General features: G+C 42.4%; 13 protein-coding genes. 4 read left to right on the top strand and 9 right to left on the bottom strand.

The window, feature by feature from the left end; genetic code table 11:
* Positions 1-37: 37 nt before the first annotated feature.
* The 8 genes from ACOOEY_RS06865 to ACOOEY_RS06900 all read right to left on the bottom strand — a co-directional run bounded on the left by ACOOEY_RS06865 (position 38) and on the right by ACOOEY_RS06900 (position 8,500).
* The gene (locus ACOOEY_RS06865) at positions 38-2,206 is read right to left on the bottom strand and encodes an acylase (RefSeq protein ID WP_420387931.1); all 2,169 of its coding nucleotides are present in this window, start codon (positions 2,204-2,206) and stop codon (positions 38-40) included.
* Positions 2,207-2,274: 68 nt separating this feature from the next.
* Positions 2,275-2,889, bottom strand: a complete 615-nt coding sequence (locus ACOOEY_RS06870) for a thiol:disulfide interchange protein DsbA/DsbL (protein ID WP_420387932.1) — start codon at positions 2,887-2,889, stop codon at positions 2,275-2,277.
* An 80-nt stretch (positions 2,890-2,969) separates the two neighbouring features.
* A complete protein-coding gene (locus tag ACOOEY_RS06875; protein WP_420387933.1) occupies positions 2,970-3,626 on the bottom strand; it encodes an ExbD/TolR family protein in 657 nt (218 codons plus the stop codon).
* Positions 3,627-3,712: 86 nt separating this feature from the next.
* Complete coding sequence (locus ACOOEY_RS06880; RefSeq protein ID WP_420387934.1) at positions 3,713-6,310, bottom strand: DUF5686 and carboxypeptidase regulatory-like domain-containing protein; 2,598 nt, start codon at positions 6,308-6,310, stop codon at positions 3,713-3,715.
* Between the two features lie 131 nt (positions 6,311-6,441).
* Positions 6,442-7,017 (bottom strand): nicotinate (nicotinamide) nucleotide adenylyltransferase, encoded by a 576-nt coding sequence (gene nadD / locus ACOOEY_RS06885; RefSeq protein WP_420387935.1) that lies wholly within the window; start codon positions 7,015-7,017, stop codon positions 6,442-6,444.
* A 3-nt stretch (positions 7,018-7,020) separates the two neighbouring features.
* Positions 7,021-7,593, bottom strand: coding sequence for a guanylate kinase (gmk, locus tag ACOOEY_RS06890; protein WP_420387936.1), 573 nt, complete (start codon positions 7,591-7,593; stop codon positions 7,021-7,023).
* 2 nt (positions 7,594-7,595) lie between these two features.
* On the bottom strand, positions 7,596-7,889 hold the full coding sequence (locus ACOOEY_RS06895) for a hypothetical protein (protein ID WP_420387937.1): 294 nt from the start codon (positions 7,887-7,889) through the stop codon (positions 7,596-7,598).
* Between the two features lie 8 nt (positions 7,890-7,897).
* Complete coding sequence (locus ACOOEY_RS06900; protein WP_420387938.1) at positions 7,898-8,500, bottom strand: sigma-70 family RNA polymerase sigma factor; 603 nt, start codon at positions 8,498-8,500, stop codon at positions 7,898-7,900.
* A gap of 113 nt (positions 8,501-8,613) precedes the next feature.
* Here ACOOEY_RS06900 and ACOOEY_RS06905 point away from each other — a divergent pair, with 113 nt between their 5' ends.
* Both ACOOEY_RS06905 and ACOOEY_RS06910 read left to right on the top strand, forming a co-directional pair.
* Positions 8,614-9,702: a glycosyltransferase family 4 protein gene (locus ACOOEY_RS06905; RefSeq protein ID WP_420387939.1), complete on the top strand. Its 1,089-nt coding sequence runs from the start codon at positions 8,614-8,616 to the stop codon at positions 9,700-9,702.
* Between the two features lie 177 nt (positions 9,703-9,879).
* Entirely contained in the window at positions 9,880-12,144 is a 2,265-nt protein-coding gene (locus ACOOEY_RS06910; protein ID WP_420387940.1) for an ATP-dependent helicase, read from the top strand.
* 254 nt (positions 12,145-12,398) lie between these two features.
* Here ACOOEY_RS06910 and ACOOEY_RS06915 read toward each other — a convergent pair whose 3' ends face one another.
* The gene (locus ACOOEY_RS06915) at positions 12,399-13,037 is read right to left on the bottom strand and encodes a hypothetical protein (protein ID WP_420387941.1); all 639 of its coding nucleotides are present in this window, start codon (positions 13,035-13,037) and stop codon (positions 12,399-12,401) included.
* Positions 13,038-13,481: 444 nt separating this feature from the next.
* Between ACOOEY_RS06915 and ACOOEY_RS06920 the strand changes: the two genes are divergently transcribed.
* Both ACOOEY_RS06920 and murA read left to right on the top strand, forming a co-directional pair.
* Positions 13,482-14,132 carry a DUF4290 domain-containing protein gene (locus ACOOEY_RS06920; RefSeq protein ID WP_420387942.1) on the top strand — a complete coding sequence of 217 codons (651 nt, stop codon included), beginning with the start codon at positions 13,482-13,484 and terminating at the stop codon, positions 14,130-14,132.
* Positions 14,133-15,440, top strand: coding sequence for a UDP-N-acetylglucosamine 1-carboxyvinyltransferase (gene murA, locus ACOOEY_RS06925; RefSeq protein WP_420387943.1), 1,308 nt, complete (start codon positions 14,133-14,135; stop codon positions 15,438-15,440).
* Positions 15,441-15,471: the final 31 nt, after the last annotated feature.

The following is a 15,471-nucleotide window of genomic DNA, read 5'->3' on the forward strand; positions in this document are numbered from 1 at the left end:
AGAACTGATTAGCCTTTTTTGTCACCTACTCTTAGGCTTACTTTCTCTTTCCCGGACGATAGCTCTCTTCTGCTCTTGCCTCCACATCTTCTCTGTAATAGGCCACATCCTTAAACTCTACATCAGCATAGCGCTGTGCCTGATCATCGAAATGCGGAGAGTTGGGGTCATTGCTTTGACCTCCGGCCAACATGCTTTTCGCTTTTACTTTATCACCAAACTCCACAACGGCAATGAAGCTGTTTCCGGAAGAACCATAGATCTTTTTAGTGTCATAACTTCTGGCTCCAAAAGAAGCTAATGCGCCCCATCGACCAGAGGCCAGGCCTACCGCAATACTCGGCTGATCATCATCGTACTTCAGATCTATATCTCCCGAAAGACGCTGGAATCTGTTGTACTCTCCCCATGGAAGTTTCCAGGTGCCGAAGTCATCTTCAATTTGCTTGAGTGCCGCTTCGAAAATCTCGATTTTCTTGGCATCCGCCAGACCACTACCCAGGTATTCAAAACGCTCCATACCATTACCCTGACGAGGCACTTCTCCGCTTCTGTAATAGGCATTTCCATAGAACTGAGCTAAAGTCATGGCAATAGACTCTTTACCTGTGGCAAAATCCCAGGCTTTCAATATGTCATAAGCTTCTTTGAGCTGACGCTTCTTGGCAGGGTTCTTATCCAATGCCTGCACCAAACCCGGAATCACTCTTTCAAAGGCCGGGATGTAAGGATCGTAGGCCAGGTTAATCAGTCCATCTAGAGTCAGGTCATTGGCCTCACTCAATACCCTGACAGCATGCACCCCTCTGAAGTTTTCTTCATCCGGTGCCATGTAGAAAGGATAATCCTCCTGCTTTGGACTAAACTCTGCAGCTGCAGTGAATGGTGTGGAATTACAGTTCTGTATCCAACCATTACCCGGATTTACAATGGTAATAATATCTTCCAGATTATGCATCCCTTGCCAGTCAGTTCTTGGATCAGAACCATCCACAGGTCTTGAGTAATCAAATTGCGGGTCTCTCTTTGGAATGAAATCGCCATGATAGTAAGCTATGTTTCCATCAGCATCGGCATACACTGTATTATTTGAAGAGTTACGTCTGATCCGCATCATTTCCCAGAACTCCTCGTGATTATTGGTCTTGGTTCTGGTATATGATTGAATTAGTGCATCAACCGGCTCCCAGTTCAAAGCGGTAGACACCCATTGATCGCCTGACTTGCCAGTAATAGGACCATGATGTGTTCTATACAATGGGAAGGTTCTTTCCTTCATTTCATCACCGTCTTTGTATTTCAAGGTGACTTCAGATGTCCAGACATCTCTCCACTCATCTCCATACTTATATTGAAGCTTTCCATCGCGCTCTTCCACCGTCTCTAAAAAGTCATCTTTGAAATCAACACGGGTGGAAGTGTGCATCCAGCCATTTTTCTCATTGAAGCCCTGATAGATAAAGAACTGTCCCCAGGTAGTCGCACCATAGGCATTCAGACCTTCTTCGCTCACCACCTGAGACTCTCCTCTGAAGTAAAAGCTGGTATGGGGATTAATCAACAACATGGCATTACCCGAGGCGGTGTGCTCACCGGCAATAGCAAACCCATTTGACCCACGAGGCTCCTTCAGAAAGTCTTCTTTCTCGATTAAGTCGGTCATGGCCATATCCTCTCCCTGCCCATAGAAGGAAGCAATACCTCGTGTAGAAACGCTTTCAATGTCTCCGCCTATTGACCCTTCGAAAAAGAACATAGGGAACCATGGCTCAAAGCGTGTCAACACTTTTGGCTGAACTTCGGGGTGAGTATGCAGGTAGTAGTTGATACCATCAGCATAAGCCTGACAAAGTTCTTTCAACCAGTCAGGAGCCTTTTCATATTCGTCCTTAGCCTCATCAATGGTCATGTATAAACGAGCTCTTAAATCTGAATAAAGCGCTTGTTCTCCCTCTACCTCCGCAAGGCGGCCAATGGCCCAGTAGTAGTTTCGCTCTACCCGAGGAAAGTCATCTTCGCATTGTGCATAGAGCATACCGAAAACAGCATCCGCATCGGTTTTGCCATAGATATGAGGAACTCCAAAATCGTCACGAATAATTTCGACACGTGAGGCTTGTTCCTCCCACTTCTCAACTTCAGTTTGGGGACCTGACTGGCAACTGAAGGCCAATGCAAGGATCAAAAGAAAATATAGCTTCTTCATTCATTTAAGGTTTCCCTCAAATTGTCAGAAGAAATGTAAAGGTGCAATAGCTATTTTGTGAATGGGATTTATTGTTGCTTCAGCAGGAAGTCTGTAATCTCAATTAGCTCGGCCATACTCTTAAGAGAGCCCATGTTGATTTTATACTTCTCATTAACAACCAGAGTCGGCACACTGGAAATTTCTCTTTTCACCCAAAGGTCGGCCATGGCTTGAGCCCTATCAATTACTGATTGGCTGTTGTAGAGTTTATCGAACTTAGCAGCCTCTACATCATGTGCCAGAAAGATTTGTTTGATCTCTTCTTCAGTATCAATTGGTTCCTCACCCAAGTGGATTGCTGCAAAAAAGGCCTGCCTCAATTCTTTTTCCATGTCCAGATCGAGCATCATGTTGTAGGCTTTTACTATACCAAAACTGACAGGCTTGTTGTCTCTCGGAATATAGTCTACATGTGATCGGGAAAAGCTTACCTCAGTTGGAAGTGTCTTTTGTAGAGAGTCAATGAACGGTTCGAATTGAAAGCAATGTCCGCAGTATAGTGAGAAGAACTCTTTAACCATGGGCCTGTCTGACTTCTTCTCAGAGACCACGTCATAGTGAACGCCTTCTTTAAAGCTAGTCTGAGCCAATGCCACAGTACCAATAAAAACAAACAGGAAGGTTAAAGCGAGCTTCTTCATCTTTCTCATTTTTTGCGAAAGTAAGGCAAATGCCTTTCTAAATGAAGACAAAACAAACTTTAAGCCGAAATAAGGTATAATCAGTTACCTTCTTGCCTGGTGGGCTCAGCCAGTGATATGGCTTTATTGATTCCTCTCTTCCCCTCATCGTATAAATACCTTTGCTCAGGGTCATTTCTGTTCAGCTTTCGATACTCCTCTGCCGTCAGCCCTACCCTTTCTCCATATATTTTATAGTACGCAGCAAATACTTCATCCATCACTTCAATATATTTCTCGTAACTACTGCCCCTGTCCGTTTTAATGGATACCACGGCCTTGCTTGGCCCATCGGAAGAGAGTTGGCTTCCTAAGTTTGCCCGAATATAGTTCTTCATGGAAATCGGCAGACTGGCAAACACTTCCTGATCGCTCACATCATCCACTTTCTTCTTTTCACCAGGCTGCCCAAAATTGAGCACAAAGTCATAGACTAAATTTCTCAACTCAGAAATATCTTCGAGCGGTTCGTTTTCCACCAATAACCTATCATATGAATTAACCTGCACGTTGAGCACATTCCTTTCATTTAATGGTGCCTCATCAATTATATCTGACTTTGGTGGCAATATCATTGGCAAACCCTTATCGGTGGCAATCTGCGTGGTAACCAGGAAAAAGATGAGCAGCAGAAAGGCTATATCAGCCATTGAACCTGCATTGACTTCTTGGGTTGGTCTGTTTTTTCGAAATGACATGGCTTTAAAATTAAAATCATAGTTAATTAACTAATTAATTAGTTTTAAAGCAAACGTTTTAAATCGCAATAAAAATTGTCACCATCTTAATTATTGAATAATGAGGACACTCCTATTCTTACTCCGAAGTCCTTGGCCTTCCATCCCTGAAACGACTGTACCAACTCCAGACGGAAGATTCTGAAGATATTATCTATCGTATATCCTACTTCCATATAGTTCTCAGAAGTCGGAGTATTGAGATAATTCACAAATAGATTTTCCTTGATTCCCATAAGTCTGACACCCGGAATATGGGTTAATGCCAGTTTCCTGAATCGTATGTGGCTAAGTACCGACACATACTCCTGGGCGGTGCTATACTTGTAGTAATCCAACATTCTATAGCTTCCGGTCACATCCATGGGGCTTACCTCTAATCTATTTCCTCTGAAGTGTTTATAGTCCATGAATTCAAGTGTAGGGTTGCCAAAGAACTTACCAACCTCAGCATTTACATCGATTATAGCTCTAACTCCCAGGCGGATATCCGCATCCAGGCCAAGCTCCAGGTGATCGAAATCGACATCACTTCCAAAGGCATCAAACCCCTTTCGATAAGTCAGCCTGAATTCAGGAGATCTTTCATAAATAGGAATGAGCCTGCCATTATACTTTCTGAATTTAACCCAGGGCCTTGCTCTGAGCGTCAAGCTGGAAATCAAAGCTTTGTTATCATTAAATCCCGTTGCCGCGTTTTCAAAATTCGTAGGAGCATTGGGGTCAAAGCGCCTGTTATCGCGGTCAATGATTTTATAGTCAGTGTTATTGAACAACTCACTTCTATTGGCATATTCTATAGAAGCGCCCAGCGTATAACGATACTTAAACCTTCTGGCAAAACTAACTTTGGCGAACTGCTTCTCATAAAGCCTCATATAGTTTCGTTCGAGTAGCAATGTATACAGCGAGTTGACGAATGGATCGATTATATCCGGATTGAATTGCTCTACATAGCTACCTCCAGACACTCTGAATGTACTCCTCTGTTCCGACTGTCCAATTCCAAAAACGCTTTCGACCTTACCATACAATTGCTCGCTGGCAAAACCATACCTCACAAATGGCGATATCCTTAATCGGGTGGTTGTATCATCTCTCCATTGAAAAGTGCCGGTAAATGTGAGGTTTAACCCTTCGACTGCATTGTATTGGGTATGCTGCAAAAAGCCCGGGAAATCGTATCTCAGCCTGTCACCCAGTTTGTAATAACTTCCGGTAAAGATCTGACCCGGCTTAAACTTCTGTCCATTTCTTACTTTACTTGAATCAGCTTCTGCTTTAATCTTCTCTGCTACATAAGTACTATCATCCTTCACATAGCTCGCCACTTCTTTCGAAGTTAAGGGTACCGGTCTGATTGACTCCCAGTAAAGCGAATCCTTCTTAGCGGCTAATGAATCTATCCTGAAACTATAGTCTGAGATTAAATCGGGTTCTTCCGTTTCTTCCAGTTCCTGCTTCTCATATTCCTTCATCATTTTGCGGAACTGTTTTCGGGAAACCTCCTTGTCTTCCTCAAACACCTTCTCCATCCCTTCATCGAGGTTCTTATCTTTTATCGCCTGAATTTCTTCTGGTGCTGGTTCTATCTTTTCATCAACCAAAGTGACCAAAGCATCCAGGTCCGGGTTTGGCACTACATCGTAATTAGACAAAGAAGCGAGGTAGGTATACTTTCCAGCCACTCCGAAAATCTGACCTGAGAAATCCATTTGCTGTGTCACAGGCATCCAAACCTCTCCTTCAATTGGCGCTAATATCTGCTGAATCCGTATTTCGAAACCATACAGGCTGGTAGTCAGATCAAGGGAGTAAATATTCCAGAAGTCTTCTCTGATGTATATCTCACCCTCAAAAACATCATCTCCTTTGGACCTTGGGGTTACCTTGATTTTGTTCACCTCGTAGCCGTTCTCTCTGAAGCTACCTTCATATTGGAATTTATAGTAAGCAAAGGCTCTTGGATGTAATGGCGATATGGCATTGACCACTTTGGGCAAGTAAAAACTACTATTGATGTATGAGTTAGGATTGGCATTGTCCAGGTCTTGTCCGGAAGCCCTCACTGAAATGACACGCTCTGTAAAGGTATTGGGTCTTTGGAATGAAATCTCACTAACTGACTCTGATGTAAATACTCTGCTGGTATCTACTCCTTCCTTTTCAAGCGTTTTTCTTAAGAACCATGGCACTTTGGTCAATTGACCTGTACCCTTCATATATACCTGAGCTGTATAGGAATCATTCTGCAGCAAATGATACTTGGCTTTGGCGATAGCCTTACGCATAATTGTATAGGATGGATCTTCCGCCTTACCAGACACTACCACTGTTGGCAGATCATACACCTGAGGAGAAAGTGTAATATTCAAGGTAGTATAGCCGCTACCCACCCTGATTTGTTTTTGTTGGGAAGCATAACCCATGAACTGGAAACTTACATCGTAAGTACCGGCAGGTAAAGGCAACTCGTAGCTACCTTCCAGATTAGAGCTTGTTCCGGTACCCGCCTGCTTCACATAGATGGAAGCAAATGGCATAGGGTTTCCTTCATTGTCTTTAATGGTACCTTTTATTCCTTGTGCCAAAAGCTGACCACAGATGGACAGGAATAAGATGGTGAATGTTGAGGTTCGAAGCATGATGGTTTGAGTTTTGAACTTTTAAGCAAAATAGAGACCAATTAGCTATCCTGTTCTAATTTTGAGTCTTCAGAACATAGACGCTTTAAACGGTGAAAAGGTATGCCTGAGATAATTGAAAAACCAGCGACCTATATATAAAATTTCTTAAATCGAATATAATCGATTACGGGAGAGGGCAATAAATACTGAACTGAGTGCTCATTGCGAATGGAATTTCTAATGAAGGTAGCTGAGATATCGAGCATAGGAGAATCTACATACTTGATATGTGGATGCTTCACTTTGATTTTAGACTTATCTACCTGCGGTCTTGGATATACATAGAGGCCGAAATTTTCCAGCACTGATTCATAGTTTTTCCACTTATGGAAGTGTACCAGATTGTCTTCCCCGATGATTAGTTGAAAATCATGTTGAGGATACTTATCTGACAGATAAGCTAAAGTATCAGCAGTGTAACTGGGCCTGGGCATATTGAATTCCACATCAGAGGCCTTGAATTTGTAGTTGTCAGCAATGGCCAACTCTACCATCTTTAATCTGTCAAACTCATGAAGCAAGGTACTGCTACTTTTAAAGGGGTTCAGCGGACTCACCACAAACCATACCTGCTCGAGGTCTGTTTGATCAGCCATTACATCTGCGATCACCAGATGACCTATATGTATAGGATTGAATGAACCGAAGAACAGACCTATTCTCAAAGCTTATGCATTTAGAAATTCATCAACCAAAACCTCAGCCTTGCTATAGGAATCTTCCAGGTTCTCGTTGAGTAGTGTGACATCAAACTTATTTTCAAAGGTGAGCTCAAACTCTGCTCTGTATAATCTCTGCGAAAGGCTTTCTTTAGATTCGGTGCCTCTACCGGTCAATCTCTTTTTCAACTCTTCGAGCGATGGTACCTTCACAAAAATGGCCAGTGCCTGATCCCCAAAGTATTTTTTGAGATTCATGGCACCCTTCACCTCGACATCAAACAGAACTGTTTTGCCTTCGGCCCAAAGTCTCTCAACTTCAGATTTTAGAGTACCATAATAGTTTCCTGTATATACCTCTTCCCATTCGATGAACTCATCAGCATCGATTTTGGCTTTAAATTCTTCTTTAGTGAGGAAGTAGTAGTCTTTTCCGTTTTCTTCTGTTCTTCCGCGCTTATCTCTGGTAGAAGCAGAGATAGAAAACGCCAGATTAGGATTGTTAGCCAATAGATGCTTGACTATGGTAGTTTTTCCTGAACCGGATGGTGCAGTGAAAATAATGGCCTTTCCGGATGACATGCTTAAAGGTCTACACTATTGCGAATGGTAGCTACCAGATTAATTGGCATCTCAGCTTTATGTTCGCAAAGCTTCTTTTTAATTTCTTCTTTAATTGTCTTTTCCTTTTCGTAGGTGAAGTTCGACTTCACGCAGGATCTGATCTTTTGCTCAAACAAGGAACGTGATTCCTCATCGGCCTCATTGTCCAAAACCAGCTGAACAATTTCAGCAAAACGCTCTTCATCGATCAAATTACCCTGCTCACAATAGCATTTCTTAAATGTGTCTTTAAACCAAACTGAGAATTCCGACATTGTTTCACTCATTTGTTATACCCCATTTCTTTAGCGTAGCTGGCCAGCTTATCTTTCATCATGTTTCTGGCTCTGTGCAATCTTGACCTTACTGTCCCAATTGGAATATCGAGAATTTTCGACATTTCCTCATAGGTAAAGCCCTCCAAATCGCTCAATATTATTACAGTTCTGAAATCAACAGGAATACCATTCAGGGCTCCTGAAATTTCATCACCAATCATATGCTGCACTGTTTCAACTCTCAGGTCAGTAGTGATATTAGCATCTACATCGTCAGAGTTGTAGTATTGTTCAACTTCATTGTAATCAACCTTATTAGGCTGCTTACTTTTCTTTCTGTATTCGTTGATGAAGCTGTTCTTCAAAATGCGGAACAACCATGCTTTTGCGTTAGTTCCTCGTTCGAATGAATTGATAAACCTAAAAGCCTTCAAGTAAGTGTCTTGCACCAGGTCTTTAGCATCATCCTCATCGAAGGTAAGCCTGAAAGCAAAGTTGTACATCGAATCCACATGAGGCATAAATTCCCCATCAAAGATCTCCGTCTTCTCTTTTTCTGAGTAGTCCTGTCTACGAGCTTCCTGCTCTTGAGTGGTTTCTTCCGACATGCGTCAAAATTAAGAAATAAAACAGCAGTGCCCATGAATCTGACACCGAGCACAAACATACAACACAAAAGCCTATTTGTTGTAAGTTTGCCCCACAGATTAAAAAAAGACGTTTGCGTATACTATTCCTTACATATCAGGGTGATATGGCCGGATCGACCAATTCCATCGCCTATCTGGCCAAAGGCCTGGCTAATCGTGGTCATGAAGTTTTTTTGGGTATCAGAAGAGAGAGTCTGTTATGGGATTTGGTTGAAGACTCTGGAGTGCATCGCATACCCATGACCTTCGGAGGTAAATTCGACTTTAAGAACTGGAGGCAGATACGTGATGTAGTAAAGGAGCACCAGATCGAATTGATTAATGCACAATCGAGCCACGACCGGTATACCAGCATTTTTGCCAATAAGCGATATGGGCTAGGTGTCAAAATTGTTCATACCAGAAGGCAAATGCCTATGAGTATGGGAGGGCCTCTTCAACTTTTTCTTTATAACAAGTGGACCGATGGCATTGTGGCTGTGAGCCAACAAGTGAAAGAAGGCCTTGTTAAACTCGGTATTAAGGATTCGAACATTGAGGTCATTCACAACGGAACACCCATTGAGAAATATGATCACATTGACTCAATGAAGGTGGAATCGTTGAAGGCCAGGTTCAATATTTCTCCAGACGATTTCGTACTAGGTTGTGTATCGCGTATCAAAAATCAAATTCAAATCATTAAGGCACTCAAGCTTATTGATGAGCCTCTCAAAATGATTTTCTGCGGTATCGAGGCAACTGATGAAATGAGGGGGATCATTGACAGCTATACCGCTGCACATGAGCTCCATTTTGAAGGTCATGTGGAAGGCACCGAAATCTTACCTTACTATAAGATCTTCCATGCCGACATTCTGGCTTCTACTATGGAGGGCCTCTCTCAATCTCTTCTTGAAGCCATGGCTCTGGAAACCCCGGTAATTGCCACTGCCTATGCCGGTAACCTTGACCTGATTCAGGATGGAGAAAATGGATTGTTATTCGAAGATGGCGATATTGAAAGAATTGCAGAACTGATAAAGGAAGTACGAAGAAACACCTCCTTGAGAACCAGGCTGATTGAGAACGGTAAAGTCACAGCTTTACAAACATTCAATATCGAAAACACGATTAGTAACTACGAGGCTTACTTCCAATCACTCATCACTAAGAGATAGTAGCTACTCCTAATCAGTGATCTGATTAAACTTATTGAATTTGAGTCTCGAAACTTTCGACTGATTTGTCATAAAACAGATTCTAGTCTTAACTTGCACTCTATTATACTGTAAGGTCTCCGGTTTCTCCGGCCGACACTTACTTGTTGTCTTGAATTAGAGAAGCTTCTGTGCTGAATGGATTATCTTTCAACCCTTAATGAACCACAATACGAAGGTGTAGTGAACACCGAAGGCCCAGCCATGATTATTGCTGGTGCAGGCTCTGGTAAAACACGTGTACTTACCTATCGCATTGCTTACCTGATCAAGGAAAAAGGAGTTGACCCTTTCAACATTCTTGCGCTGACCTTTACCAATAAGGCTGCCCGTGAAATGCGTGAACGGATTGAAAAAGTGGCGGGCCTTAATGCCAGAAATCTATGGATGGGAACCTTCCACTCTGTTTTTGCCAGAATGCTGCGAGCAGAAGCGGACCGATTAGGTTATCCCAGCAACTTTACCATTTACGATACAGATGATTCCAAATCACTGATCAAAACCATAGTCAAGGAGTTTGGCCTTGACGATAAAGTCTACAAACCCAATGTGGTGCTCAACCGTATTTCGGGAGCTAAAAACAGATTAGTAGAATGGAAAGAGTACATCAACAACCCGCTCTATGCAGCTGACGATGCGGCTGCTCAAAAACCGGAGATGGGAAGAATTTACAAGACCTATTGCCAAAGGTGCTTCAAAGCGGATGCAATGGATTTTGATGATCTACTCCTCAATACCAACATTTTATTCAGAGACCATATCGATGTGTTGAATAAGTATCAGCACAGGTTCAAGTATGTTTTGGTCGATGAGTTTCAGGACACTAACGTTTCACAATACCTCATTACCAAGAAACTTTCGGCTGTCAGTCAGAACATCGCTGTGGTGGGAGATGATGCACAGTCAATCTACGCCTTTAGGGGAGCCAACATTGAGAACATACTCAATTTCGAAAAGGACTTTCCTGATTTGAAGGTGATTAAACTGGAGCAGAATTATCGTTCTACCAAAAACATTGTTGAAGCCGCCAACTCACTAATTTCAAGAAACAAAGGACAACTTAAAAAGTCGGTCTGGACCGCTAATAAAGAAGGTAACCGAATTGAACTCATCAAGTCCATATCGGATAATGAGGAAGGGCGTTTCGTGGCCTCCGCAGTTTTCGAACAGAAAGCTCAAAACGGTTATCAGAATAGAGACTTCGCGGTTTTATATAGAACCAACAGCCAGTCAAGGGCTATTGAAGAGGCACTCCGTAAATCGGGAATTGCTTACAAGATTTATGGGGGACTCTCTTTCTATCAGAGAAAGGAGATCAAAGACCTCATGGGCTACCTCAGGTTCGCTATCAATACCAATGACGAGCAATCTTTCAGAAGGATCATCAACCTGCCCAAGAGAGGAATTGGTCCTACTTCAGTGGAAAAGATTGTGGTTGCGGCCTTCGAACATGACATTCCTCTGTGGGAAGTACTCACCAATATCGACTCTTTCCTTCCGGGTAGAATTGCCAATGCAGTGAGTGACTTCGTCACGCTGGTAAAGAGCTTCAAAATCTATGTCGACTCTAAAGATGCTTACGAAGCCGCTAACCACATAGCCAAAAGCTCCGGCTTACTGAAAGAGCTTTACGAAGACAAAACAGTAGAAGGCCTTAACAGATATGAAAACGTTCAGGAATTACTGAATGCCATGAAGGAATTTGTCGAGACGCCAGAAGTAGAAGATAAAAGCCTGGGTGCCTTTCTGCAGGATATTGCACTCCTCACCGATCAGGATAATGATGATCCGAATGACAATGACTTCGTATCACTAATGACCATTCACGCCTCCAAAGGTCTGGAATTCAAGAATGTGTTTGTGGTGGGACTCGAAGAGGATTTATTCCCTTCACAAATGATGTTAAGCAGCCGGGCCGACCTGGAAGAAGAGAGAAGGCTTTTCTATGTAGCCATTACCAGGGCACAGGATAACTTATATTTTTCTTATGCACTTTCCCGTTATCGCTTCGGCAGGTTAATTAACTGTGAACCAAGCCGGTTCATTGAGGAAGTAGACCCTAATTACATTTTCGTGAATACTCGTTATGGCAGCAGGGAACCTAAGTTGGGCAGAAATGAGCAACCTCCTGGCTTTTCATCAAGCTTTGCACGTAATCTGATTTCACAGAAAAAGCCCGTAGCCAAGAAACCTCTACAGTATCACAAGCCTTCTGCTGACTTCCGTCCAAGCGATACATCTAACCTGACTGAAGGCATGAAAGTGGAACATCCGAAATTCGGATTTGGAAGAGTAAAGAAGCTTGATACTCAGGGAGCCAATAGAAAAGCTATTGTAATCTTTGAAGACTTTGGCGAAAAAACGCTACTGTTGGCTTTCGCTAAATTGAGGATTGTGGAATAGACCGAAAATCGAACCATATCAAATGAAGAAAGACATGGTTCGATTGAGTGTTTAAAAGGAAAGATTCATCAGAAAATACGTAACCACAATTCCAATCAAGGCAAACGATACACGCAACGAGACAACCACAATTCCCTTGGTCAAGACTGACTTCCCTGCCACCTTCATCACCCGATTAACAATAATCGAACTCAGAAAATAGGATATCAAAGAAGCACCCAATACCAGGATTAATATATCTGTCATTCTCATCACTACTCGGCCATGCAAGTTGCAAACTCATATGCTGCCACCGCGAGGCCTATCCACCCCAGCGTCTTACCAGCAGCCTTTCCAAGGACTTTGATCAGGCCCTTTTTTCCATAATGCTCAATGGCTTCTTCTATACCATATTCTAGAAGATAACCCACTGCTGCAAAACCAAAAGCTTCACCAATACAACCCCATACGTCACTTTTGGCATAAGCTTGATTGATCCAGATATTTTTTGAAGAGGTCAACTGATCTGTCTTAATGTTCTCCAAAAGTATCAAGGCAACTACAGAGGTGCTTGGACTATTAATGCCACCCAATTCAGAATTAATATCCTCTTCGGAAAACCCAAGTCCTCGTAAGAAACTCATTGATCTTTCGGTCAAGTCTTTCATAAGAGCTTTGGCCTGCTGTTCAGTCACGCTACCTTCCTCAATGCTCGCCTGTGAACGGCTCATTGAGGAAAATAGCCCTGTTTGAACAAATGAAGCATACTCGTCAATAACATTCTGGTCAAAGTGGTAATTAGGCCTCATATTATCCTGACAAGAAACTACAACAAAGACAAGGATCAACAAACTCAATTTTAGAGTAAAGAAACCAACCAGCCCACGTGAGAATTTGAATACAACTTTTTTCATAGTGATTTTAATTTGGTTAATGGATAATTTATCGCTCCACTTACAAATCCAAAGCATAAAAAAGGCTGCATTGCACATACCTTGCGTATCTGTAATGCAGCCCCAAATATTGAACCTAAAGACTTGCTGACTTATCGAGCAGAGCTTTGGTTTAAATAGCGTTTAAAATTAAAACTATTTACAAATTAAATATAAAAATAAAAAGTATTTATTAAAGCACAACGTTCACTAAACCTCAGTTTCAGGAACTCATGAACCTCACTGAAAAAGCCTAAGAAGAATATTGGATCGATACACCGTTTTTTTTAATGCTTTCAAAAGACTCATTGAGTATTAACTCCCTCATCAACCTAAGTTGAATCATCAAAGACGGCTAATCAATCAAGCTGTTAATTCAGAAATTAGATTATTTTAGCTTCATTTGTAGGTAAGAACAATTATTATATGGGATTAGAATATAATACCGAGCGATCTGAAGTAAAACTGCTGGAGTACGGTCGCAATATCCAAAAGCTGGTTAACCACATTAAAACAATAGAGGATAAGGAGAAAAGAAGTGCTTATGCGCAGACTCTGACTGACCTCATGAAGCAAATTAACCCTAACATCAGAGGGAATCAGGACTATGATCAAAAAGTATGGGATGACCTTTACCTGATCGCCAATTTCGATCTTGAGGTAGACGCTCCGTTCCCTATGCCTGATAAAGAAGCCATTGGTAAAAAACCACAAAAGGTTCATTACAAGAGCTCAAACATCAGATACATGCACTACGGAAGAAGTGTCGAGATCATGATTGAGCAGGCTATCGCTATGGAAGATCCTGAAACACGAGAATCTGCCATTATTCATATCGGCCGACTGATGAAGTCCTTCTACAATACCTGGAACAAGGATAATATCGATGATGAAATCATCTTAAAACAGATCAAAGAGCTCTCTAACGGACAGTTGGATATAGACATTGAAAAGGTGAAAGAGTTCGGTCTCTTCAACAACAATATCAAAGAGTCTCACCGTTCTAACAGAAACAACAACAATCGCGACAATAACAATAACAACAGAAGAAGAAACCAAAAAAGACGCAGAAACTAAATGTCCTCTTTCATCATTGAAGGTGGTGCCAGACTTTCAGGAGAAATAATTCCACAAGGCGCCAAAAACGAAGCATTACAAATTCTTTGTGCAGTACTCTTAACTCCCGAGCCGGTTACCATTCATAAGGTTCCGGATATCAGGGATGTTAATAAACTAATTGAGTTACTCTCTGACCTGGGTGTTGAAGTAAAATACCTCAGCAATGAAAGCTATCGTTTTTGTGCCAAAAATGTAGACATAGACTACCTCGAAACAGAGGACTTCCGAAAGAAAGCTTCTTCCTTAAGAGGTTCTATTATGATCCTCGGTCCCCTCCTGGCCAGATTCGGTAAAGGAAAAATCTCCAAACCGGGAGGAGACAAGATCGGGAGAAGAAGACTGGACACTCACTTCATTGGTTTTCAGAAATTAGGGGCCCGCTTCCTTTACGAAGCAGAAACCGGCATGTATCATATTGATGCTTCTCAGCTCAAGGGTACTTATATGCTGCTTGACGAAGCTTCTGTTACCGGTACGGCCAACATTCTCATGGCCGCTGTAATGGCCAAAGGAAAAACTACCATATACAATGCCGCCTGCGAACCCTACTTGCAGCAATTGAGCAAAATGCTCAACCGCATGGGTGCTAAAATCACAGGTATTGGCTCAAACTTACTTCATATTGAAGGGGTGGATGCATTGGGTGGAACTGATCACACCATGCTGCCAGACATGATCGAGATTGGTTCCTTCATTGGTATGGCAGCCATGACCCAATCAGAAATCACCATTAAAGACTGCCAGATTCCTGAGCTGGGAATTATTCCTGAAACTTTCAGAAGGTTAGGTATTGACATGGAATTCCGGGGAGATGATATCTTCATCCCTTCGCAGGAGAGATATGAAATAGAGACCTTCATTGACGGTTCCATCATGACCATTGCCGATGCGATCTGGCCGGGGCTTACCCCCGACCTGTTAAGTATTGTGCTGGTAGTAGCCACTCAGGCTAAAGGAACTGTACTGGTTCATCAGAAGATGTTCGAAAGCCGTCTCTTCTTTGTCGATAAACTGATTGACATGGGAGCACAAATCATTCTTTGTGACCCTCACCGTGCCACAGTAATTGGTTTGAACCGACAGCAGAAGTTAAAAGGCATCCGTATGACCTCACCTGACATCAGAGCAGGTCAGGCACTCCTGATTGCTGCCCTGTCGGCCGAAGGCCGTTCTATTATTGATAATGTAGAGCAAATAGACAGAGGGTACCAGCACATTGACACACGCCTCAAGGCATTAGGAGCCAAGATCGAAAGAATGGATTAACTGTAATCTTTTGAAAAGCAGCTCGTCTTTC

The organism is Roseivirga sp., from assembly GCF_965216855.1.
GTDB lineage: Bacteria > Bacteroidota > Bacteroidia > Cytophagales > Cyclobacteriaceae > Roseivirga.